The sequence below is a fragment of the Bacillus pretiosus genome (genome assembly GCF_052947655.1).
In genome coordinates this window covers 1678323-1703106 of record NZ_CM129593.1, presented here as the reverse complement: position 1 = coordinate 1703106, position 24784 = coordinate 1678323, and the positions used below count along the sequence as shown (strand labels likewise).

19 protein-coding genes, 1 riboswitch and 1 other annotated feature are annotated in these 24784 nt (G+C 35.5%); of the genes, 5 read left to right on the top strand and 14 right to left on the bottom strand.

Annotation, left to right across the window (positions count from 1 at the left end; genetic code table 11):
- Positions 1-8 precede the first annotated feature (8 nt).
- The 3 genes from ACU8YW_RS08920 to ACU8YW_RS08910 form a co-directional block, all read right to left on the bottom strand.
- Positions 9-1271, bottom strand: a complete 1263-nt coding sequence (locus ACU8YW_RS08920; protein WP_097889350.1) for an MFS transporter — start codon at positions 1269-1271, stop codon at positions 9-11.
- A gap of 144 nt (positions 1272-1415) precedes the next feature.
- Positions 1416-2828, bottom strand: coding sequence for an S-layer homology domain-containing protein (locus ACU8YW_RS08915; RefSeq protein WP_088608708.1), 1413 nt, complete (start codon positions 2826-2828; stop codon positions 1416-1418).
- A gap of 255 nt (positions 2829-3083) precedes the next feature.
- Positions 3084-4325, bottom strand: a complete 1242-nt coding sequence (locus ACU8YW_RS08910) for an N-acetylmuramoyl-L-alanine amidase (protein WP_097889348.1) — start codon at positions 4323-4325, stop codon at positions 3084-3086.
- A 169-nt stretch (positions 4326-4494) separates the two neighbouring features.
- On the opposite strand from ACU8YW_RS08910, the gene ACU8YW_RS08905 reads away from it, so the two are divergent.
- A complete protein-coding gene (locus tag ACU8YW_RS08905) occupies positions 4495-4980 on the top strand; it encodes an 8-oxo-dGTP diphosphatase (protein WP_098133621.1) in 486 nt (161 codons plus the stop codon).
- 28 nt (positions 4981-5008) lie between these two features.
- Here the strand turns inward: ACU8YW_RS08905 and ACU8YW_RS08900 are convergent, their stop codons facing one another.
- Genes ACU8YW_RS08900 through ACU8YW_RS08890 form a run of 3 tightly spaced genes read right to left on the bottom strand, consistent with a single transcriptional unit; the run spans position 5009 to position 8163 of the window.
- Complete coding sequence (locus ACU8YW_RS08900; RefSeq protein WP_426933780.1) at positions 5009-6634, bottom strand: YndJ family protein; 1626 nt, start codon at positions 6632-6634, stop codon at positions 5009-5011.
- Between the two features lie 5 nt (positions 6635-6639).
- Complete coding sequence (locus ACU8YW_RS08895) at positions 6640-7251, bottom strand: DUF4166 domain-containing protein (protein WP_098091026.1); 612 nt, start codon at positions 7249-7251, stop codon at positions 6640-6642.
- A 3-nt stretch (positions 7252-7254) separates the two neighbouring features.
- The gene (locus tag ACU8YW_RS08890) at positions 7255-8163 is read right to left on the bottom strand and encodes a DoxX-like family protein (RefSeq protein ID WP_426933781.1); all 909 of its coding nucleotides are present in this window, start codon (positions 8161-8163) and stop codon (positions 7255-7257) included.
- A 191-nt stretch (positions 8164-8354) separates the two neighbouring features.
- A riboswitch (Lysine riboswitch) is annotated at positions 8355-8541 on the top strand.
- A 200-nt stretch (positions 8542-8741) separates the two neighbouring features.
- On the opposite strand from ACU8YW_RS08890, the gene ACU8YW_RS08885 reads away from it, so the two are divergent.
- Positions 8742-9971 (top strand): aspartate kinase, encoded by a 1230-nt coding sequence (locus ACU8YW_RS08885; RefSeq protein ID WP_426933782.1) that lies wholly within the window; start codon positions 8742-8744, stop codon positions 9969-9971.
- 346 nt (positions 9972-10317) lie between these two features.
- On the top strand, positions 10318-10770 hold the full coding sequence (locus ACU8YW_RS08880; RefSeq protein WP_098092805.1) for a VOC family protein: 453 nt from the start codon (positions 10318-10320) through the stop codon (positions 10768-10770).
- 234 nt (positions 10771-11004) lie between these two features.
- Here ACU8YW_RS08880 and ACU8YW_RS08875 read toward each other — a convergent pair whose 3' ends face one another.
- Together ACU8YW_RS08875 and asnA are read right to left on the bottom strand one after the other, a co-directional pair.
- On the bottom strand, positions 11005-11409 hold the full coding sequence (locus tag ACU8YW_RS08875; RefSeq protein WP_088062962.1) for a helix-turn-helix domain-containing protein: 405 nt from the start codon (positions 11407-11409) through the stop codon (positions 11005-11007).
- Between the two features lie 138 nt (positions 11410-11547).
- On the bottom strand, positions 11548-12531 hold the full coding sequence (gene asnA, locus ACU8YW_RS08870) for an aspartate--ammonia ligase (RefSeq protein WP_000284898.1): 984 nt from the start codon (positions 12529-12531) through the stop codon (positions 11548-11550).
- A gap of 70 nt (positions 12532-12601) precedes the next feature.
- Positions 12602-12860: a binding site (T-box leader), on the bottom strand.
- A gap of 405 nt (positions 12861-13265) precedes the next feature.
- Between asnA and ACU8YW_RS08865 the strand changes: the two genes are divergently transcribed.
- Positions 13266-13400, top strand: a complete 135-nt coding sequence (locus tag ACU8YW_RS08865; RefSeq protein ID WP_000047588.1) for a DUF3934 domain-containing protein — start codon at positions 13266-13268, stop codon at positions 13398-13400.
- A gap of 95 nt (positions 13401-13495) precedes the next feature.
- Here ACU8YW_RS08865 and ACU8YW_RS08860 read toward each other — a convergent pair whose 3' ends face one another.
- The 6 genes from ACU8YW_RS08860 to ACU8YW_RS08835 all read right to left on the bottom strand — a co-directional run bounded on the left by ACU8YW_RS08860 (position 13496) and on the right by ACU8YW_RS08835 (position 23629).
- Entirely contained in the window at positions 13496-16690 is a 3195-nt protein-coding gene (locus ACU8YW_RS08860; protein WP_088062961.1) for a DEAD/DEAH box helicase, read from the bottom strand.
- 118 nt (positions 16691-16808) lie between these two features.
- Positions 16809-17741, bottom strand: coding sequence for a response regulator (locus ACU8YW_RS08855; protein WP_048543316.1), 933 nt, complete (start codon positions 17739-17741; stop codon positions 16809-16811).
- 2 nt (positions 17742-17743) lie between these two features.
- Positions 17744-19042 carry a sensor histidine kinase gene (locus ACU8YW_RS08850; RefSeq protein WP_079998372.1) on the bottom strand — a complete coding sequence of 433 codons (1299 nt, stop codon included), beginning with the start codon at positions 19040-19042 and terminating at the stop codon, positions 17744-17746.
- 63 nt (positions 19043-19105) lie between these two features.
- Positions 19106-20818: an oxaloacetate-decarboxylating malate dehydrogenase gene (gene malS / locus ACU8YW_RS08845; protein ID WP_142310779.1), complete on the bottom strand. Its 1713-nt coding sequence runs from the start codon at positions 20816-20818 to the stop codon at positions 19106-19108.
- Between the two features lie 75 nt (positions 20819-20893).
- Positions 20894-22333: an aspartate ammonia-lyase gene (gene aspA, locus ACU8YW_RS08840; RefSeq protein WP_048543319.1), complete on the bottom strand. Its 1440-nt coding sequence runs from the start codon at positions 22331-22333 to the stop codon at positions 20894-20896.
- Positions 22334-22357: 24 nt separating this feature from the next.
- Positions 22358-23629: a cation:dicarboxylate symporter family transporter gene (locus ACU8YW_RS08835; RefSeq protein WP_048543320.1), complete on the bottom strand. Its 1272-nt coding sequence runs from the start codon at positions 23627-23629 to the stop codon at positions 22358-22360.
- 376 nt (positions 23630-24005) lie between these two features.
- Between ACU8YW_RS08835 and pyrH the strand changes: the two genes are divergently transcribed.
- The gene (gene pyrH, locus ACU8YW_RS08830) at positions 24006-24749 is read left to right on the top strand and encodes a UMP kinase (RefSeq protein ID WP_048543321.1); all 744 of its coding nucleotides are present in this window, start codon (positions 24006-24008) and stop codon (positions 24747-24749) included.
- Positions 24750-24784 lie beyond the last annotated feature (35 nt).

Here is a 24784-nt window from a genome sequence, read left to right as displayed (position 1 = left end):
TTATATCATCAATCAAATCGTCGAATACTTGGTACACATAATACTACTCCAATTGTTACAAGTACTAATATAGCTAGTGTTATAATCGTTATCTCACCACCTATGACAGTAGCTAACCATCCTACAACCACATAACCTAGTGGCAATAAAGCAAATGAGCCTAGCATATCAAGGCTTGCCACTCTTCCAAATGCTTCTTCTGGCACAAGCTCTTGTAAACTTGTTTCCCAAATGAGTCCAAATATCATCATACCGAACCCTTCAATTGCCATTAATCCAATTAATGCAGGTGCCCAAGCAATAAACGGCATTATTAAAAGCGCACAACCACTTATTAATACACCACCATAGGCAAGTAATCCCCGCTTATGCCACCGTTCCCTCCCGCCAAATATTAGCGCGGCAATTACAGCTCCAACACCAGAAGATGCCATTCCTAATCCATACACGTATGCTTCAAAATGATGATGAACATTAAATAACCATGGAATTAATACGACGATAATTCCTGCATAACAAATATTGATGAAAGAAAAAACTAAAATTGTAATCCATAGCCACGGATGATTTTTTAAAACGAAAACACCTTCCATAAACTCTTGTTTGTAATCGATTTGTCTCTTTTCAATGGATTTTACTTTTTTAAACTTTATTTCTCTTAAAAATATTAAACATAAAAATGATAGCAAATATGTTACTGCATCCAGTCCAAATCCTATTCCAGCAGATGCAACTGACACAATCAATCCTCCAAGAGCCGGTCCAATTAGTCGTATACCTTGATTACTCATTTGCGTTAATGCATTAGCTGCATTTCGAATTTCCGGTACAAATACTTTCGCCCTTACAGCCGCATATGCTGGCTGAAATATCCCTTCCATAAGCCCATATAATGCTACGAGTGCGTATAGAAGTGGAATTGTTAAAACGTCCATAAATATAAGTGTCGCAAGTAAAAGCATTAATATACAGCGAATTATATCTGTAAATAACATTAATTTCACTCGATCAATTCGATCTACTACTAATCCAGCAAACGGTAACGCAAGAATATTAGGAAGCATATACATTGCCATAGTCATTCCCATTACAACTGTTGAACCAGTTAATGAATACACAACGACTGGCAAAATAACCATCGTTATCGAACTGCCTAAAGTCGAAAGTAATTGCCCAATCCATAAAAATTTAAAATGTGGTGACGCTTTAACTGGCAATAACAATTTACCGACATAACTTACATGTTTCTCTGTTCGTATTTCTCCTTGCATACTTCTCTCCTCTTTTCAAATTAAGTTAACACTAAATATAAAACAGAAAATTCAATCTTTAATACTTATAATTATATATGAAACTGTTAAATTATTGGTAAAAATAAAAAAGGTGTTTTCATAAATGAAAACACCTTTTTTATATTATAATTTTAAGTTCTTCTTCAATGTCCAATATTTTTCTTGAGTATTTTCAAATGAAAATTCTACCCAACCGTTTGGATCTTCACGATATACAGTTACTTTCTTACCATTTTCTAATTTTCCAACTTCATTTTGTGTAATATTTGGTACACTCTTAATTGTATAACCAAATGGATATGGCACTTGATAGTAAGAACCTACTAATTGAACCGTAGCCGTTGCATCTTTTGCATAATCTTTATATGGGATGTCTTTTCCTAATGCCTCTACATTTAATGTATTAGGATTTTTCGGTAATCGTTTTACATTTTCATAATCTTTCTTGTTAAACGGTTTAATACGCTCCATAATATTAGCGATTTTGCCAGCCCATTCTTTATCTGTTGCATACTTTTCATTCATAGCAGGTAATGTGTAACCATTAAAATGATTAGCACCTTCTTCTAAGTAGTTCTTCCTTACATAATCAGCATTGTAAGAAATACTTTCCTTGTATGACGGTAAATATTTTGCATATGCAAATGGGTCACGGTCATATGCTCTTAAGCCAAATAAATTATGTTTACGATATGCAATTTCTGATTTACCGTACGCTGATTCTAAGATTGCATGTGCAGCTAAATATAGTGCGCTCACACCATACTCATTTTGTGCTTGAATAAAATCTTTACCAGTTCCAATAAGTGGACTATCCGAATGAGATTTTTTAATGAAATTATCAATCTCTAGTGCCGTTACGTTAGATGGCAAAGTTACGTCTAGATTAATATACGATGGCTGTTCAACAGGAACATCATTTTTAATTTTCATCGCTTTATATAATAATTGCGCATAGCTTTCACGTGTTAATATACCTGATGGATCAAATCCTCCAAGTCCATTTCCTACCGATACACCATTGGATTGCAATGCACTAATTGCTTCTTTTGCCCACCAGTGTGTTGCATCTATATCATTAAATGTATGTGGTGCTTTTACTTCTAATTTAAATGCTCTTTGCAAAATAACAGACATTTCAGCACGAGTTAATGATTCTTTCGGTCTAAACGTCCCTTTACCATCACCTATGAAAATCCCCATATCTGTTAATGCCAAAATTTCTTTTGGGAACATCGTCGTTCCTGCGCTAATATCAGAGTATGGATTTTTATAATCGCTTTTTAATTCTGGTTTTAATGCGCGATACATTAATGCTGCTACTTGCTCACGAGTTACAACATCTCCAAAGCCAAATTTACCATTATCGTAACCTGCAATAACCCCTTTTGACGTTAAATCAGTAATCGCTTCAAGTGCCCAATGATTTTTCGGAACGTCTGGAAATTCTTTTGTAGATGCAAACGAAGTTGCTGGAGCCAGTACTACTTGAAGTGCGACTGTCACTGCTAACACATTAGAAATAACTTTTTTCATAAATTGTTTAACACGTTTTCTATATGCTTATACCGTGTTAACTTGCCTCCCTTTATCGTATAATTTTCCCTATTAAACTAACAAACTCTTAATTAGTCAACAGTAAAAGTATACGTGATAAAAATAAACTAATCTACCATTATTTTATTCATAATCAGCATAATACGATACATCTTTCTATTTCGATATAAAATTACAAAAACTTACATAAAAAGCCCACCTCTATATAGACGATGGACTTAACAATCAACATTGTTATTTCGTTAAACGAGATTTTGAAGCATCAAAACCTTTCCACTCATAATAATCTAAAATACCCGCATAAATTGCCTCAGCAGCTATTTGTCTTCCAGATTCTGAAGCTAACTTCTCATAATCCGCGCTGTTATCTAAAAATGCTAGCTCCGTTAGTACTGCTGGCATCTCATTTTCTCTTAGTACATAAAAGTCTTCTGGTTTCACACCACGATCTCTTGTATCTAGAGCTTTAACTAATCGCTTTTGTATTTTATCAGCTAACATATAACTATCTTTTTCACGCTCAGTTAATTCTTTCTTTTCAGATCCTTTATAATAAAAAGTTTCTGTTCCATGTCCATCATGTTTTTGAGAAGCATTTGCATGGATACTTACAAAAATATCTCCATTATGTTCTTTCGCGAAATCCACACGATTTTTAAGGTCTTCTCCTTGTTTTTCACCAAGACGAATATCTGTTTCACGTGTTAACATCACACGGAATGGAGTATGTTTCTCTATTAAACTTTGTAATCTTTTAGATGTATCTAATACAATATCACTCTCATGTAATCCTTGTGTTGCTTTCCCAGGATCTGTTCCTCCATGACCTGGATCAATAATAATCATCTGTTCTACTAAAGGATTGCCTATTTTAAGTGAATCAGCCTTTGCAATAAACTGTGCTGCTTCTGCTTTCGTTACAGTTTTCTTAGGCTCCCACTTCTCACCAGTACCAAGAGAGATGCCTAATTCAACTAGGATGTTCGCTTTTTCTTTACCCCAGTTTAGTGTTTCTAAATCTTTGAATTTAGTTTCTGGAGTACCGTTTACTTTAGACTCTAATTTGTAAGCTTCTACAAGAAGAGATGCCATTGAAACACGGTCGATTTTCCCGTCTGGCTCGAATCCATTGCCTGTACCTTTAACAACGCCAGCTTTTTCTACAGCTGCGATGATTGGAGTAGCCCAATGTTTTTGAGAATCAGCGTAAGATGGTTTAGCATTTGTATCGATTCTTAAGTTTAATATTCGAGCCATCATTGTAGCTGCTTCGGCACGAGTAATTTCTTTTCCAGGCTCGAACATTCCTTTATCGTTACCTGTAACTGCACCTTTCTCTACTAAATAGTAAATAGAATCTTCTGCCCAATGTTTAGCTGGGACATCTGGAAATTTTTTTGTTTGTGCGAAACTACTAGATGAATAAGATAATATACTAGCTGCGATTAATCCTGCTGCGATTATTCTATTTTTCATAGAATATATTCCCCTCTCAAGTACAATGTATTTATGTAACAGACTAATTATAGTTCTGAAAATTAGTAATAGTCAATTGAAATTTGTATAATTTTGTATTATTATTGTATTTTTTGTCATATATAACTATAGTTAAAAACTATAAGATTTTATAAGAGGAGAGATTCGTATGAGCAACAATTGGAAAGATATAGAGCACCGTATTTATACAATGTGTATGATTCAGCGTAATAACAAAATATTGCTAATACAGCGCCCCGATCATCTAGGCTTCCCTGGTTACATCGCTCCTGGCGGAAAAGTAGATTTCCCAGAAAGTATCGTTCAAGCTGCTATACGAGAATCGAAAGAGGAAACTGGACTTCACGTTTCTAATTTAATTTTCAAGGGGTTAGACGAATATGTAAATCCGAAAGAAAATGTTCGATATATGGTATTCAATTATTGGACAGATTCGTTTGATGGTGAACTTCTTATAAACCCTCCTGAGGGCGAATTATTATGGGTGCCAATTGATGAGGCACTAAATCTTCCTATGCAAAATTGGTTTAAAGAGAGATTCCCATTATTTTTTGAAAAAGGTACGTTTGAAATTCAACGTGTTTGGGATCGGGACTTAGATAAACAAGTTGCTATGACAATTACGCATACGTAAAAAAGCTTGGTATCTCTCCAAGCTTTTTTTACTTTCCTTCTATTTTCTTAATCTCATAATCAATTTCTAAAAACTTAACTCCAAATATCCACATTCTATGGTTAGCTTTTAATATGTGATTCGTGTTCTCTTTTATAATAAAAGTCTCTGCTAACGGTAAACGAATTGTAAAGAAACGAGTATGTAAATAAATCCCCTCATCTCCTTTACCGTTTCTTCTCAGCTTACTAGTAATGATTAAATCATTACTCTTATTACATAATTTTAAAACCCCCGTCATATTCGAATATGGTAAAGGTAATGCAATATTCATATATGTCTCGCTCTTATATGTGTGCTTTGAGTAAAGAGCTACAAAAATAGATTCTCCTGCTTCATTTTTTCTTAGCCAAGCCCTTACATTCTCCCTTCCATCTTTCTCATCTATTATCCCAACGATAGAGCCATGCATCGTTTCCCACTTACCGCCCATTCCTAAATGTATTTGTCCTACACGCTTACTCATTTTCTCATAGCAAAATGCAACCGGACGAAACCAACGAGCCCACTTAATATGCGATTGTAACTCATACTCTTTTGTATTTTCATAAAAACGAGTAATACTTAAAGGAATCTTTGCCATGTCAAATCCCTCACTATGAAAATCGTTCATATTATCAACTAAACCTTTGTATTCCTTGCTATCTATTAAACTTCTGTTATGTAAAAATGCTTCACCAACTGTCGTATTTCCTCTTAACCTGCTCATTGGTTTCCCGTAATATTTATAATTCGGAGCAGTCTTTTCAATCATCCAGCCGACAAATGCGGGTAACGCTACTCCAATTCCATTGGCAACACCGTGAATCCAAACCATTTGAGCAATTGTAATCGTCAGTACATGTTTCAAATTCCCATATGAATATATAAGCGAAAACATAATTGTTACCATGAGTGTACTAGACGATATGATCAGAAGAACCTTTGCACTAATAGCATTAAATGTCGTACGCCAAACATAAATCCCATAACTATAAATAGCGCATAAATATAGGAACACTGCAAAAAATTCAAATACTCTTGAGTACGTAATTCCTATTGCAACTGTCATAGGTGAAATGACGATGACAAACATAATAGCATCATATACTTTACTTCTCTTTTCTCTTTTCCTACCAATTAAACCAGCTGATAACGGCAATAGAAATGCCGAATAATGAAAGTGTGCAGCTGTAAGCAAAACAATGTCGGAACTAAAGTGCATAATGGAAAGCTTTGCTACAGAAGCAAAAAACCAGAAACCACCTAAAAACAAATACATAAACGCACTATCGATAGCTGTCTCCTCTAACGGTTTCCATCCTCTTTCTAGCACTCTACTTACATCGAATAACGCAACGATTCCTGTATATACAAACCAAAGTAATGCAAAGAAATAGTGATTTGTTACGAAAGCTAACATTGCACTAATTGCTGCGATTGGATATAAAAGCGATACTAGTTTATAAAAGGATACATATGATCCACTTCTTGTCTTTTTATCAAGAATGCAAAATGACATCGGTATAAATAACAAAATAGATAATAAAATAATTGCTTCAACTGGGTTTACATTTGTCCACTCACATATTAGAAAAACAATATAACAAGCAAGCCCAACTATTATATTTTTCATATCATTTATTTCCTCTCCACAAATGTTCCCTTATATGAAAATAATGAACCGATTAACGGATTGCGTACTTGTACATGAATTCGAAAGCATTGTCGTGTTTCATCATAACTTTCTACAATGTTGGCCTCTCCGTATAAGAATCTAGGTAACGGGACTTTTCTGCCAAACATGTAAAACCATTGTTTCTTTGAGGAAATATGCATTGCCCCCACCTCATCAATATGAAAATTCAATGTAGAAACAAGTATGTGTGGTTCACCAAAACAATCTACAATTTCATTATTCTCTTCATCCAACTGCATAACGGCGTTAAAATATCTTTTCTTATTGTGAAAATAAAAAGTACGATTCCACCGCACAAGTTCATGTCCATGTTCATCCCGCTCAGCGGTATTATGTATTGTAAATGGCACTTCCTTCCCCCGCTCAGAGAAAAACATACGGAACTTTGATGCAATTTTTAATATGAATTTTACGAAAAAAGAACCACCATAAATCTCATCCATCTTTCCTTCTCCAGTAAAACTATTTTCTTCTGTAATTTCATAGCGTTTCTGTAATTTTGGATGTAGTTTTTTATAAGAATCCCCTAATAGTCTTTCATACATATTAGCCATACATTATCCCTTTCTCTTCCTCTTGCAATTTTTTGAGCTTGGCAAGTTCGTGCTATTTATATAACCGACAATTGATAATCCCATGATTAGAACGTTTAATGTAATTGGATTAAACGGCTCTGTAAAACTTGCAATATTCGTAATCCCTGCCGCTATCGTTAAGGCTATTAACATAAAAATATGTACGATAAATACTTTTCGTTTTGGAAATGGCAACAGCCATATGACACCAAAAATAATTTCTAACAATCCAATTATTCTAAGTACAAAAATACTATGTTCAGTTGAACCAATTATCACAGATAGCATTTTTACTTCTTCTGAATGAGTAAACACTAGTTTCGGTACTATTCCTTGATACATCCATACAAATGCAAATAAAAAACATACGAGCCAATATGTCATTGTTCTTCTAATTAGTAACTTAGGATGAAGTCCCTTTTCTATCCATAATTTTAACGCATCAAAACTCCAAGCAGTCGCCCAGCCTAATAAAGGCCGAAACATATAGAAATCTATTACATTTCCTATACGACCAAACCTCGTATCATAATCATATTGTGTCTCAAAATAAATGTGTTCTTCACGCGGTGTATACTTCCAATAACCACGCCCTATTTGAATAAGTGATAATTTATTATCCGTCCAAAATTTTAAAGAAGAAATACGTTCACCCGTTTCTTTTCTTATTTCACCTATCGATTCTCCTTCCCCAGCTATTTCAAGTCCAAATCCGATCTTTGTTTTATATAAAAACTTCTGTGGTTCTCCTTCTTTTTTCTCTAAATATGAAATTTCAGTAAAGCGAGTATCCCATTCTGTATGTATATGTGGTTCTTGCGTGTATTCCCATAATTTCTCCATTGTTGTGTTCATTTCTGCCGAAACATAAATAGGCTTTTTCCCCTTCATTCTTCCACCTCCAATGCACTATAATTTTAATGTACATGCAATGAATTTATTTTGCTACATTTTTCACAAACTTTCTCAGAAACAGAAAGAATTTTTAAAATATATATAAAACACTTGATTCCCCGAAAAATTTAAATTATTATAAAACAAATGTTACCAACAACTTCATAAATCAAACACTCTCGCCTAAAACGTGAGATAGAGGTTGCGATACTTATGAGTATTCTAATGGAGACACAGAGATGTCTATGAAATTAGATGAAAGGAAGTATTGCCGAAATCGATACATTTCTCTGCATTTATCGATTGGGGCTGTTTTCGAATAGAAACAGAACTGTCATATGTACAGACGTGTATGTATGAAGAGCTATCTACAAAAAAGAGATATCATTTTTATGGTATTCCTTTTTTGGCGGTTTTTTTATTAGCTCCGTTTTCTGTTTCCCTTTTCCTGTAACAGCACCATCCTCACTTATTTGAGATGGTGTTTTTTGTTTTTTCTCTGGTAACTACAGGAATATTGGGATCTATATATGTCCTAATCTATTCTTAAAAATGGATGAAAGAAGGAATTCGTAATGGAAACGATTGTACAAAAATTTGGTGGCACTTCTGTTGGAAGCGTTGAGCGCATTCAACATGTAGCAAATTTAATTATTGAAGAATATGAACGAGGACATAGCATCGTCTCTGTCGTTTCAGCAATGGGAAAAAGCACAGATGAACTCGTAGCACTTGCTAACGCGATTTCAGAAAATCCGAGTAAACGCGAAATGGATATGCTTCTATCAACAGGAGAGCAAGTGACTATTTCATTATTAACGATGGCACTACAAGCAAAAGGCTATAACGCGACTTCATTAACTGGATGGCAAGCTGGTATTACGACAGAATCTGTACATAGTAGTGCACGGATTACTGAAATTAATACTGATCGAATTCAGTCTTATCTTACTGAAGGCACGATTGTTATTGTAGCTGGCTTCCAAGGAGTTAGTGAAAAGCATGAAATTACAACACTTGGCCGCGGTGGTTCTGATACAACTGCTGTTGCATTAGCTGCTGCACTGAAAGCAAAAAAATGTGATATTTACACGGATGTGACCGGTGTTTATTCGACGGACCCACGAGTTGTAAAAAATGCTTATAAATTAGATGAAATTTCTTATGATGAAATGTTGGAACTTGCAAATCTCGGTGCTGGTGTATTACATCCGCGTGCTGTTGAGTTTGCTAAAAATCACAATGTCATGTTAGAAGTTCGCTCAAGTATGGAACGAGAAAACGGAACAATTGTAAAAGGAGAATGTAACATGGAACAACAATCAATCGTTAAAGGTATTGCATTTGAAGATAATATTACACGCGTCACAATGAAAGGATTAGAACAAGGTGCACTTTCAACAGTTTTCTCTTCATTAGCAGCGGCACATATTAATGTAGATATCATCATTCAAAGTATTACAAATGAAGGAACTGTTCACCTCTCCTTCTCAATCCATTCTAATGATTTAAAAGAAACATTAGAGGTATTGGAACAAAATCAAGAAACACTTCACTATGAATCTGTAGAATATGAAAATCATTTAGCAAAAGTATCCATTGTAGGATCTGGTATGGTCTCTAATCCAGGTGTTGCTGCAAATATGTTCACTACTTTAAAAGAAGAAGATATTCATATTAAAATGGTAAGTACATCAGAAATTAAAGTGTCTGTCGTTATTGACCGCCTTCATTTAGTAATAGGTGTCGAGGCGCTTCATCAATCATTTATGGCGAAAATTGAGCCTTTAGTGCAGATGAGTTAATTTCCACCAGTAAAACTTAAAATAAATTATATAAATCTATTTCCTTCCTATATTAATAGCAATAGGGTCGGAATATTTTGCGGGCAAGTCGAAGTTATATTATCGAATAGAAACTACATTATTGAATTCTTAAAATGATAGCATTCTCGAAATAAAGTTCGCGCATATTTCAATAGTAGAGGGTTTAAAAAGTGTTGTTCGTTAACAAAATGTTTTATACTATACCCGAAAACACCTTGTCACATTTTCCTACACTGTGACAAGATGTTTTTTGTTTAGAAGAGATTTTAGTATAATTATGAGGATAATTAAATAATAAATTTATACATAAAAGGAGATAAAAACTATGGCAAACAACCGATTACTACGAATGGACAATGTCAGCATCGTTGTAGAATCACTTGATAACGCAATCTCTTTCTTCGAGGAGATTGGCTTGAATCTCGAAGGGCGAGCTACTGTTGAAGGTGAATGGGCTGGTCGCGTAACTGGACTCGGTTCTCAGTGCGTAGAGATTGCTATGATGGTTACGCCAGATGGCCATAGCCGAATTGAACTTTCGCGATTTCTCACCCCACCTACTATAGCAGATCACCGGACAGCTCCTGTAAATGCCCTCGGTTATTTGCGCGTCATGTTCACCGTTGAAGACATTGACGAAATGGTATCGAGACTTACAAAGCATGGTGCTCAGCTCGTTGGCGAAGTAGTTCAGTACGAGGACTCATATCGACTCTGCTACATTCGTGGAACCGAAGGTATTTTAATCGGTTTGGCGGAAGAACTCGGTAACAAATAAGTAATGTTTTATATGAAGTCTTTGCCGAAGTAAAAATACTTGAAAGAACTTTACGCTTAATAAAACTTAGATTTTGAACCCCGTCCTAGCTTTAGAACGGGGTTATACTTGTTTGAGCTTTTTAACATACTATCAACATCCCGAAATCATTATAAAACAATTCAATTACTTGTTATACTCTTTCCTAGGAAATATAACGGACTCTTCTCACTTCTTATCATATATATCTTTTCTTTAAAAAAATGATCTGAACTCATTCAAAATAACTTTCTTCACGTCAGAGTAAAAAACCATCATGAATAGTGCAATTCCTAATAAAATCTCTTGCATTCCTTCATAATCAAGGAAAGCACTCACAATTAGCAAACCACATCCAATGTAGAAACCAAATTCATTCTCTTTCTCAAAATCTTCATCAATATGTATTTTCTCTTTTAAATTTTGGTTCCCTTTTATTAGCTCATCGAGCGTAACATTATACATTTCACTCAATAAGATCAAATTTTCAATATCAGGGCAACTTTTATCATTTTCCCACTTATATACCGCTTGCCGCGTTACACCAATTTTCTTAGCAACATCTTCCTGTGAAAACCCTTTTGACTCTCGTAATCTTTTAAGTTGTTGTCCTAAGCTCATAACGTCCCCTCCTTTAACAAATTATTACATAAAAGGATCCAAAAAAGAAAGAAACCATTAGTAAAACTCACTGTAAACCATTCGTTTACACAATAAAAAAGAGAGAATAACTCTTTGAGTTATTCTCTCTCCCTTCTATTAAAACAGATGAATGTTTTCTTTCTTGCAAGCTTCACGTAAATCGTCAGGCCATACAGAAGATTGAACTTCACCAATATGTGCTTTACGTAAGAAGTACATGCACATTCTTGATTGTCCAATACCACCGCCAATTGTTAACGGTAGTACGTCTTCTAAAATACCTTTATGGAAATCGTACTCACGTTTGAAGTCTTCACCTGTTTTCGTTAACTGCTCATCAAGTGATTTACTATCAACACGAATTCCCATTGATGATAATTCGAATGAAGATTGTAATACTGGGTGCCAGAATAAAATGTCACCGTTTAATTTCCAATCATCATAATCAGCTGCGCGTCCATCATGCTTTTCACCTGAACGAAGTGCATCACCAATTCCGATAATGAAGACTGCACCGTGTTCTTTCGCAATTGCATGTTCACGATCTTTCGGTGTTAATTCTGGATATTTATCTTCTAGTTCTTGGGAAGTGATGAAAACAATTTCTTCTGGTAAATACTTTCCAAGGAACGGATACTTTTCAAATAAGTGGTCTTCTAAATCTTTGAATATTCCATAAATTGTTTGTACTGTTTCTTGCAAGTAATCTACAGTACGCCATTCTTTTTGAACGATTTTTTCCCAATCCCATTGGTCAACGTAAATGGAATGTGTTGCATCAAGTTCTTCATCACGACGTATCGCGTTCATGTTTGTATATAAACCTTCACCAGCTTCATATCCGTATTCATGTAATGCGAATCTTTTCCACTTCGCTAGTGAGTGAACAATTTCTAATTCTTCTCCTGAATGTAGCATATCAAATTCAATTGGACGTTCTACACCGTTTAAATGATCGTTTAATCCTGATTTTTTCGTTACGAATAATGGTGCAGATACGCGGAATAGTTCAAGGCGTTTTGCTAATTGATCCTCGAAAAATGTTTTAACTTCCTTAATTGCGATTTGAGTCTCTCTTACTGTCATTAATGATTGATACATGGTGGTTTCCTCCTAAAATGTTTGGATGTTGTGAAAAGAAGCCAACAAAAAAAGCCCTTCTTTCCCAAAAAACTGGGACGAAAGACTTTGGTTCCGCGGTACCACCCAAATTAGCAACAGAGGTTGCTCACTTATACAATACGGAGATGAAATATCTCGATACTGTTCTTCTTGTAACGGCGAAGTTCCCGGCTAAGTCTACTTTCCTGTAAAGGATTTCGGTTAGCAACTCCAGGAGGTTCTTCATAATAGGCTTCGTATCAGGCTCACACCACCCCTGACTCGCTTAAACTACTTCCTACTACTACTCGTCCTTTCATAGTCGTTTTGTTGTCACATCTCTGAAACATTTTATTAATGATTATTCTATACAAAAAATAAAGAAAGTCAACAAAATTTTAAAAATATTTTTCAATTCTTTATTTTACGGCTTTATTGATTGTTTTCAATATAACGTCTTCACTTCTTTTGTCTTGTCAATCCAAAAAACGTTTCACTAACCGAAACTAACATATACACAACAAGTAATGTAATCGTTCGAAATATAGAATCCGCAGTATTTCGTATTATTTTCATTTTCTTTGTAATTCCTTTCAGTTTACTTGCAAATTCGTGTTATACTATAACATTCAAGCAGTTTATTTTTACTTAAAGCAATCATAGTCATTTATAAAGAGTATGTTCTAAATCATTGACTATTATCAAATAAGATTTTTATATAACGGAGTGATCATATGAGTAAAACGAAAGCAAAACCGAAAAAAGGTGTAGGGCAAGGTACAGGAAGTAAAGGATGGAATCGTTGGCAATCAAGTGCAAAGAAAAAGGCAGCTGCCAAGCCATATAAAAGTAAAGGGACTAAAAAATAAATTCTGTATTATCTCTTTACTTTGTTCAAAACAAATTATAATTATTACACTAAAAAAGCTATGCTCTCATACATGTGAAAGCATAGCTTTTTATATTAAATCATTAAAATATCTCGTATTTCTTCCTCCGTGATTGATGATAATTTCTCTTCTCCTGGCTCAATCACTTCAGCGATTAAATTTTTCTTACTCTCTTGCAGTTCATGCATTTTTTCCTCAATTGTTCCGTGGGCTACTAATTTTATAACTTGTACTGTATTTTTTTGTCCCATTCGATATGCTCTATCAGCTGCTTGTTGTTCAACAGCTGGATTCCACCATAAATCGTATAATATAACCGTATCGGCACCCGTTAAGTTAAGACCCGTACCACCAGCTTTTAAAGAAATGAGAAATAGATTCCCTTCCCCCTCGTTAAACCGATTACATAGCTCTACACGTTCTTGTGATGGTGTACTCCCGTCTAAATAAAAGTATGGAATCGCTTGACGATTTAACTCACGACCAATAATAGACAGCATCTTCGTAAATTGAGAAAAGATTAAAATTCTCTTACCAGTACTTCTGCATTCCTCTAGTATCTCTAATAGTTGTTCAAATTTAGCTGAACTACCCTTATAATCATCAACGAATAAAGCCGGATGATTACAGATTTGGCGCAGTCTTGTTAAGCCAGCTAAAATTCTAATTTTATTTTTACGTAACGTATCTTTATCTAAATGTTTTAACGTTTCTTCCCTTAATTTCGCTAAATAAGCAGCATAAAGTCTCTTTTGATCTGGTAATAACTCCGATGACTGTAAGTGCTCTATTTTATCTGGAAGCTCCTGTAATACGTCTTCTTTTAATCGTCTTAATACGAAAGGTTTTACGCGCTTCGCTATATCTTCGCGCCTTAAATCACCGAATTCTTTTCTTCCTGGTAATAATTCCGGAAATACAACATGGAAGATAGACCATAGCTCTTCTAATGAATTTTCTACTGGCGTTCCCGTTAGCCCGAAACGAAATTCAGCTTGAATTGTTTTCACTGCTTTTGCAGTTTGGGTTGTAGGATTTTTAAACGCCTGTGCTTCATCAAGAAACAGTGTATGAAACGGCCTCGCATACGATCTTATATCTCTTCTCAGTAATGGATATGACGTAATTACGACATCAAATTCCACTATGTCTTTTAATATTTTTCGCCGCTCTGTTTGATTTCCATCTGCAATAACCGCTCTAATATGCGGGGCGAATTTTTTCAATTCACTAAACCAATTGTAAACGAGAGAGGACGGTGAAACGACTAATATAGGTAGTTTCTTTTCTCGAATTTCAGGCAACACAGAATCTATGTAAGCAATACTTTGCAGCGTTTTTCCAAGTCCCATATCATCTGCTAAAATACCACCAAAACGGTAATAGGCGAGTGTTTTCATCCACTCAAATCCGTATACTTGATACTCTCTCATTACAGCATTTAAAGTTTGCGGCACTGTAAACTTTAATTTTTTCGGATTTTGAATGCTTTCTACTAAATCTTGAACAGACTCATCTAAACTTAAAACATTACCTTCGTGAAATCCGTTCATCCATTTTACACTCCGGATAAGCGGAACGTTCACTTCTTCTCCGTGTAAAAACTCTTTCCGAATACCCGATTCTTTTACAAACTGATTAATTTCATTAAATTCTTTGCTCTCTAGTGATAATAAAGAACCATTCGCTAATCGGTAATATTTGCGTTTCTCTTCCAGAGCCACTAATACACCTTTAATTTCTGCTTCCGGTATTCCTTTTATATCAAAACGAAATGATAACCAATCAATTCTTTCTTTTCTTCTCACTCTAATAAGTGGTGCTGTATCCCCTTTATGAATACGTAATTTAATTGCTGTCGTCGCATAAATATCAACTAAGCCTTTTAACGACGGAACGACGTGATATAAAAAGTTATACTCAGCCTCTTCATTATGCATAAAGTAACCACCTTCTGTTTTCGCGAAGGCACTTTCACTCATAATGTCTAAAATCTCTTTTTCCTTTTTCTCATCACGATTAAAAACAGACGGCTGTCCGTCTTCTTCTAATGGATTGATCATGACGTTTCCATAATGAAATTCAAGACCTGCTAACAAACGATTTTTCACTCGATCTAAATACAGTTTTGCTTTTAGCGACGGCGTTTCAACACGATCTGATATTACTTCATCAATGCGTACGGTTCCCAGTTTCATTAATCCTGGCACAACTTTCGCTACAAAATGTTCCATCTTACTTTCAGGAATATAAAACTGATTGCTATTTGAGCGACTCATCATCTTTTGCAATTCAATAAGTCGCATACAATCTTCCATAGGTAAATGATATAATTTCCCATCGTAAAGAGCGTTGTTATACATTTCCATCACTTGAACACGATTTAGGCCGTCTATATGAAGTGTGAATCCACCATTATTTCCTTTCGTAAACTCAAAATGTAATGGCAATAAACCGTTTGAAATTTGTAAGCCCTGAAACTGTTGTTCATTTTGTTTCAGCTGTACATACTCAACTTTAGAAAGTGAAGAGAGCATATCTTTCCACGAAGCTGGCGGTATGAATATCATACTTTCATCTTGTTTCGCATGTACTTCTAACGCATCTTCATACATTTTTTCATTATGATACATTTTAATAAGCTTCTGAATAACCGCATCTGTTTCTTGCCTGAAGCTATGTACATCTGGTGTGTATGTAAATTCATTAGAACAATGAAAAGTCTCTCTTTTCTCCACTTTAGAAAGAAATTCTCTAATATGCTTTATAAAATATGTTTGCGCAAGTTTTAACTGAATTCCAAGAAGGGCCCCACCACTTTTCGTATCCACTGGTGAACATATAAAAGCCACATCTAATATTTCACGTGTATCAAAACGGTGTTGTTTACTTTTTGGCCTAAGTGGTTTGTCTGCAAACAACTGAAACATCCCGCTCGTTAATTGATCATTTCCGCTCATATTTTCGGACATGCCGCCCGTTTGCTGGTTATAATTTATTTGTATTAGTACGGCTGCAACATGTTGACAATACGTTTGAAAAGACGCTAATGAAGGACAACTACATCTCGCAACTACATCACCTTTTTTAGCTTTTTCTACTGTAACATGAAAATCCTCATTCCCTTTTACCGTCGCCTCACAAATTTCTTTCGTTTCATCATAATGATTCACGATTACTTTATTTGCTTTATAATAAGCTTCGCCTCTTTTATATGAGGTCTCTCCGCATACTTCTTTTATAATCGATTTATTTAATGTAAAACTCATTGTTTTGACACTTCCTTAATGTAAAACCATTTTCTCTTACTTAACATTTTACATGCTCTACGAGAAAATATAAAATATTGATTGAACAAAAAAAGATGCTTATTTATAAGCACCTTCTTCACTCTATCTCCATCAACCGTTTCGCCTCAAAATATAACACTTGAATAAATTTTTTCGTATTAATTCGTATATGGCCAGAAGTTGCTACTTCATCCTTTGTCATTTCTGTCATCCGTTTTCTAACTACAGTGAAATCAAAAAACTTCGGAGCATAGCTTTCAAATTTTGGATTTGAAAAGTCTGTTAGTCCGAGGGAGGCTAAATGATTCAATGATTGATAAATTGCTCTGCGCACTCTTTGTTCAGATGCTTTTTTCTCTTTATCAATATCCGTATGTAAAGCTTCATCCCCTAATTTTTTTATCGTAATATAGTGAAAAATATCTTTTAACGCAGGAAAGCCAAATTCAAATGTTTGCGCCTTTTCTTGTCCGTATAAATATTCCAGCATACTAAGTAAATCTTTACTTCCGTTCTCTCCCGCAATACCAAGCTCTGCTAGTAAGAAGCGTCCTGAATCTGATATCTTTTTTCCTTCTTGTACTGTTTCACTACGCATTGGCGGCTTTTCCCACTGAAACACATTATTTAATGATTTTTGAATGTCATGTATAGAACGTTCCAAACGAATACGCTCCATCACTTTTCGTACAACAGATACTACTTCTATTTTATTTAGTGGTTTTGTAATATAATATTCCACACCAAGTGTATACGCCTCACCAATGAGCTGTTTCGATTCAACTTGGGAAATCATAATAATTTTCCCAGTAAATGAAGACGCTATATGACGAACTGTTTCAATGCCGTCTCTCATCGGCATTAGTAAATCAATAAATAAAATATCTACTTTTTTATAATTTAGCTGTTCTGCTTCAATAAACGCTCCATCTTCCGATTCTCCAATTACTTCCCCAAGATCGCCATCCTCAATAATTTGCGAAAGCATTGAACGGAAAACTTCATCATCATCTACAATATAATAAAACAAACCTATTCCCCTTCCCGCTTTAAACTGCACTCCGGTAAACAAACGATAAACTTACACCCTTTTTCAGTTTCATTGTCTTCTAACCTTACTTCTCCGCCGAGCTCTGTTACCATTTCGTGTATGTAAGAAAGTCCAATACCTGTTGACGGTGTTCCTGTTTGATCATACTTGGAAGTAAACCCTGGCTTAAATACTAATTTCTTATACTTTTGTGCAATACCAGGGCCATCGTCAATTACTTCAAAGATTACATGTTGCTCTCGTTTATATAACTTAATACGAATGAGACCTCTATCTTCAATTGCTTCCACTGCATTGGCAACTAAGTTATTAAAGATTGATAGCACTGTATACACGTGATATGCAGCGTGTTCACCTTCTATATGTTTTGAAAAACGTATATCTTTCCCTAGCATTTCAGCATATTTCTCATTTATTCTTACGATCATTTCTGTAAGCTCATGTCCTTCTACATACTCAGTCACATTTTTATCTAATAACAGTTTAGATAATCCTGCAAAAATCCTTTGATTATCCTTTTTTATTTCGTGCACTTCTCCTGCTATTTTCAATGCTGTTTTACTACTGGAATCATCGTCTGTCTGTAAATTTCGATATAGTTGATATGCTTCTTGTGTAATCAATTCTGCATTTTGTAACGTTTTTTTCAAGTGAACAGATTCTACATATAAATTTGAAAGGTGCATGAACATTTTTTCATTTTCTTTTCGGACTTGTGACTCTTTTAATTTCGTTTCATATAAAATCATCATATTTAAAAAGCCAAGTGCAAAGAAACTACGAAAAATAGCAATAATAATTAATTTATTCACTTCAGAAACTGTTATTGTTGTACCGAGTACTACCATATGATAAATCGCAAGTTCTGACATACTTGCGATAATTTCAATTGTAATTCCAAGGCACCCAATAACGATTGGTTTCTGATGAAACTTATTCACCCTACAAAGTGAAAAAAGACTTCCATAAATAAAATAATAAAAGAACACAGGATAGCGCAAATAAAATGATTCCGTCATATGAAATGAACCTTGCATGATCCAATCAAGGCATACACGGAATAAAACGACACATATACCGACAAGAATACCTGCAGCCGCTGCTGGTATTCTTCTTAAAAATAATAATAAAAAGAAGAAAAGCGGTGTCCCAAAGCTAACGCGAAACGTATCGTTAAAAGGATGAAAATTAAGCTCTCCAGCAATCGGAACAACAACCATTAATATAATTAAAAGGGATATATCTTTCTTCCATAATTGATTCCAATTCAAAGGTGCCACTTCCTATACTTTTTTCGGTAATAAAAGTGAAAGCCCGCTTATTTTTATAAACGGGCTTTATTTCTATATTCTAACCTTTTCTACCGCTTTTATTTGGCGATACTCTGGTTCCCAGATTGCTTCTTTCACTACAATCTTAATATCGTTATCACTTAAGTTCTCTCTAGCAACACCTTCTGCAACGGCAACTTTCGCTACTTCAATTGCAACCATTTCCGAGATATTACGTAACTCTTCAACCTCTGGCAAAATAGGTGCTCCTGGCTGACTTGTGTCTACCATGCTTGCAACTGCTTCAGCAGCTGCTGCGAACATTCCATCCGTCATGACGCTTGCACGTACAACAATTGTTCCAAGACCAAGACCTGGGAAAATAAGTGCGTTATTTGATTGTCCAATCACATACGTTACACCGTTGTATGTAACTGGTTCAAATGGACTTCCTGTTGCAACTAATGCTCTTCCTTCTGTCCACTCGATTAAATCAGCTGGTTTTGCTTCAGCAAGTGGCGTCGGATTCGACATCGGTAAAATAATTGGTCTTTCTACGTGAGAAGCCATTTCTTTAATAATCTCTTCTTTGAATGCTCCTGCAACAGTTGATGTACCGATTAAAATTGTCGGTTTTACATGCTTCACAACTTCAGCAAGTCCGATCACATCATTTTGTTTCCACTCACTTACTTCCGCTTCTTTTCTTGCATATGGAATTTGGAAATCAAGAAGATCTTCCATATTATCTGTAACTAACCCGTTACGATCAATACACCAGAAACGCTTATATGATTCTTCTTCTGATACGCCAACGCGGACCATTGCATCTCTAACTTGATCTGCGATACCGATTCCAGCCGTACCAGCACCAAACACAACAACGCGGTGTTCACTTAAAGGTACACCCGAAACTTTCACTGCCGATAACACAGCAGCAAGTGAAACTGCACCTGTACCTTGAATATCATCATTAAATGTACAAATATCATGACGATATTTATCTAAAATTTTTCGTGCATTTCGAGAGCTAAAGTCTTCCCAATGTAAAAGTGCTTTCGGGAATTGTTTATTCACTGCTTGTACAAATGTATCAATAAATTCATCGTAAGCTTCACCAGTTATACGAGGGTGACGATTTCCAATATAAAATGGATTGTTTAATAGTTCCTCACGATTTGTACCCACATCTAAAATTACCGGTAATACACGGCTAGGATCGATACCAACTGCGGCCGTATAAACAGCTAATTTCCCGATTGCGATGTTTATACCACCAACACCCCAGTCACCAATTCCAAGTATGCCTTCTCCATCTGTTACAACGACTAAATCAATGTTTTCAGCTGTTGCACCGATATTCGCAAATGCTTCTTCAATACCCGACGGATCGTTAATTGATAAATACACACCACGCGGTTTACGATATTCATGACTATATCTTTGAATCGCTACACCAACAGTTGGTGTATATACGATTGGTAACATTTCACGTAAATGATTTGTTAATATACGATAAAATAACACTTCGTTTCGATCATGTAACGCTGTTAAGTATACATTCTTTAATAAATCGTCCGGCTGAGAACAAAATTGTTCATACGCTCGGCGTGCTTGTTCTTCTAATGTTAAAACCGCTGGCGGTAATAACCCTTTTAAACCTAATTCTTCTCTCTCTTCTTGCGTGAAAGCGACCCCTTTATTTAAAAGTGGTGTTGATAATACTTCTACTCCTCTTAATGTCGTTTCTAATGAACCATTAGAAGCTACTGTAAACTTACTCATAACATCCCTACCTCTATTCATATATAGCATTTCTATATTGTAAACAAAAAAGAGGGGATTGTCCCCCCTCTTCTTTTAATTTTTCTTTAAAAGAGTTGCTCCTGCAATCCCTGGGTGTGTCATTTCGAATGGATCTAGAATTAACTCTAAGTCTTCTTGTGACAGTACACCGTTTTTCACACAAAGTTCTCGAACGGATTGACCTGTTGCAATTGCTTCTTTCGCAACGCGAGCTGCTGCTTCATAACCGATATGAGGGTTCACGGCTGTAATAATTCCTACACTCTTCTCAACATACTCTTTTAAGCGATCTTCATTCGCTTCAATTCCTTTTAAGCAATTATCTGTAAAGGCACGGAAACCGTTATTCATAATGCTAATAGATTGAAGTAAGTTGAAAACAAGTACTGGTTCCATAACGTTTAATTCTAATTGTCCTGCTTCTGAAGCAAGGCAAATTGTATGGTCGTTACCAATTACTTGGAACGCAATTTGATTAATTACTTCTGGCATAACAGGGTTTACTTTCCCTGGCATAATAGAAGAACCTGGTTGACGAGCTGGTAACATAATTTCTGCTAAACCAACACGCGGACCTGATGCCATTAGACGAAGGTCATTCGCAATTTTAGACATATTCATCATACATACTTTAAGTGCTGCTGATACTTCTGTGTATGCATCCGTATTTTGCGTTGCATCTACTAAGTCTTCTGCACCAACAAGTGGTAATTCACTGATTGCAGCTAAATGTTTTACAACTGCTTCAATATATTCTGGATCTGCATTTAAGCCTGTACCAACTGCAGTTGCTCCCATATTTACTTCATATAGATGTTGACGTGATTGCTTGATACGTTTCATATCACGTTCAAGTACGCGGGAATACGCTTTAAATTCTTGTCCAAGACGAATTGGCACAGCGTCTTGTAAATGTGTACGACCCATTTTAATAACATGATCGAACTGCTCTGCTTTTAATTCAAATACATCATGCATATACCCCATCGTTTGTAATAAACCTTCTAATGCGTTTAATGTTGCGATATGAATCGCCGTTGGGAATGCATCGTTTGTTGATTGCGCCATGTTTACATGACTATTTGGACTAATATAATGATAGTCTCCCTTTTCCATTCCTAATAATTCAAGAGCACGATTGGCCATGACTTCATTTGCGTTCATATTCATTGAAGTACCTGCTCCGCCTTGGATTGGATCTACGATGAAATGATCATGCCATTTTCCATCAAGAATTTCTTGAGCAGCTTCTGCGATCGCGCCGCCCTTGCTCAATTCCAATCTTCCTACATCTGTATTAGCAAGCGCTGCAGCTTTTTTTACAATTGCGAACGCTCTAATTAAACCTTCATGGATTTTATATCCTGTAATTGGGAAGTTTTCAACTGCACGCATTGTTTGTACGCCGTAGTATGCATAATTCGGTACTTCTTTTTCACCTAAAAAATCTTTTTCAATTCGAACACCATTTTTAACTTCAGTTAATGTTGCCATGATTATTCACTCCTTAACGATTTCTTATGCTGCTTTTGTTTCTTTGACTGTTTCTACATATTGTTTTGCTTTCTCATCATCGAATTCGCCTTCCCACTTCGACATAACAATGGCCGCTAATGCATTTCCTAATACATTGACAGATGAGCGAATCATATCTAAAATGCGGTCAATTCCCGCAATTAACGCGATACCTTCTAGTGGTAACCCCATTGAACCTAACGTTGCTAATACAACAACGAACGATGCACCTGGAACTCCCGCCATACCCTTGGATGTTAACATGAGAACGAATAATAACGTTATTTGCTCTGTCAGTGACATGTGCACACCGTACATTTGTGCAACAAACAATGCCGCTAACGCTTGATAAATAGCCGATCCAGTCAAGTTAAATGTATAACCTGTCGGAATTACGAAAGAGGCAACTGCCTTTGGACAACCGAATTCTTCCATTTTTCTCATTATATTAGGTAAAACAGCTTCTGAACTTGCTGTCGTAAATGAAAGAATGAGTTCTTCTTTTAAAATTTTCATTAATGTAAAAATGTTTACGCCAACCATTCGTGCATTAATACCTAATACAATCACAACGAATAGTATAACAGTTACGTATACAGCTAGCACTAGTTTTCCTAAAGGAAGTAGTGTTGCTACACCAAATTTTGCAACCGTAACCGCAATTAATGCGAATACACCAAATGGTGCAAATTTCATAACTTGATTTGTAACCCAAAACATCGCTTCGAGTACACCTTCAAAGAAGTTAAAGACAGGCTTCCCTTTTTCCCCAATTGCCGCAACTCCTAAACCGAATAATACGGAGAAGAAAATAATCGGTAATAAGTCACCTTGTGAAATCGATTCAAATACGTTTTTCGGTACAATATGAACAATCGTCTCAGCGAATCCTTTCTTCTCTGTAGCATCTGCCGTTTGTTTATAAGAAGAAATATCACTTTGCTGTAAATTACTCATATCAACGCCAGTACCTGGTTGGAATATATTCGCCGCAAGTAATCCCATTAAAATAGCAATCGTCGTAATAATTTCGAAATAAAGAATTGTCTTACCACCCAGTTTCCCAAGCTTCTTCATATCTCCTACACCAGCTACTGCAACAATTAATGCTGAAATAACAATCGGTACTACAATCATTTTAATTAAGTGAATAAATATATCCCCAATTGGTGTGATATAAGAAATCGCCGTTTTATTGCCATAAAAGACTGCCCCTACTACAATCCCTAAAACAAGCGCGACAAAAATTTGTGTTGCCAATCCGAATTTTTTCATTTATGTTCATCCCCTTCATGCGAACGCTTTCAATTTGAATTTATAAAAGCTACTCACACATCTTATAAGCGAACCTACAAAATCATACAAAAACCTACAAGTTCGTCACAAAAAATTCGAAAATTTTTCTTTTCTTTTTCATTGACACCTTTTTATTAAAAAGAGATACAATATACTTGATAAGTAATCAGATTGTTTCGTATAATCAAAAAGATATACACTTACAATAAATCGAAATGAAAAGGAGTGGATGGTATGAAAAATTATGTACAAAAATTCGTCCTATCTTCTTCTTTTCTTTTTCATTTTCTTAAAAAGGAACAAAGGCATTTGCCTTTGTTCCTTTTTTATTGCGATCTATATAGGGGGAATTGTTATGAAGCCATATAAAAGAGTCTTAATTAAATTAAGCGGCGGCGCACTTGCTGATCAATCCGGAAATAGCTTTAACTCCAAAAGATTAGAACATATCGCAAACGAAATTATATCCATTATTGACTTAGGTATCGAAGTATCCATTGTCATCGGCGGCGGTAACATTTTCAGAGGTCATCTAGCTGAAGAATGGGGCATTGATCGAGTAGAAGCTGATAATATCGGTACGTTAGGTACAATCATTAACAGCTTAATGCTTCGCGGCGTCTTAACAAGTAAAACAAATAAAGAAGTACGCGTTATGACTTCCATCCCGTTTAATGCAGTAGCAGAGCCTTATATTCGCCTCAGAGCAGTACATCATTTAGATAACGGTTATGTTGTCATTTTTGGCGGCGGTAACGGGCAGCCGTTCGTTACGACAGATTATCCAAGTGTTCAAAGAGCCATTGAAATGAATAGTGACGCAATATTAGTCGCAAAACAAGGAGTAGATGGCGTCTTTACTAGTGATCCAAAACATAATAAATCAGCAAAAATGTACAGAAAACTAAACTATAACGATGTTGTTAGGCAAAACATTCAAGTCATGGATCAAGCCGCTTTATTACTTGCTCGTGATTACAATTTACCAGCACACGTCTTTAACTTTGATGAGCCTGGTGTAATGAAAAGAATTTGCTTAGGGGAGCATGTGGGGACATTGATTAATGATGATGCTTCATTGCTTGTGCATGAAAACTAATTATCTCTCATTAAAAAAGGGTGTCTATAAAAGAC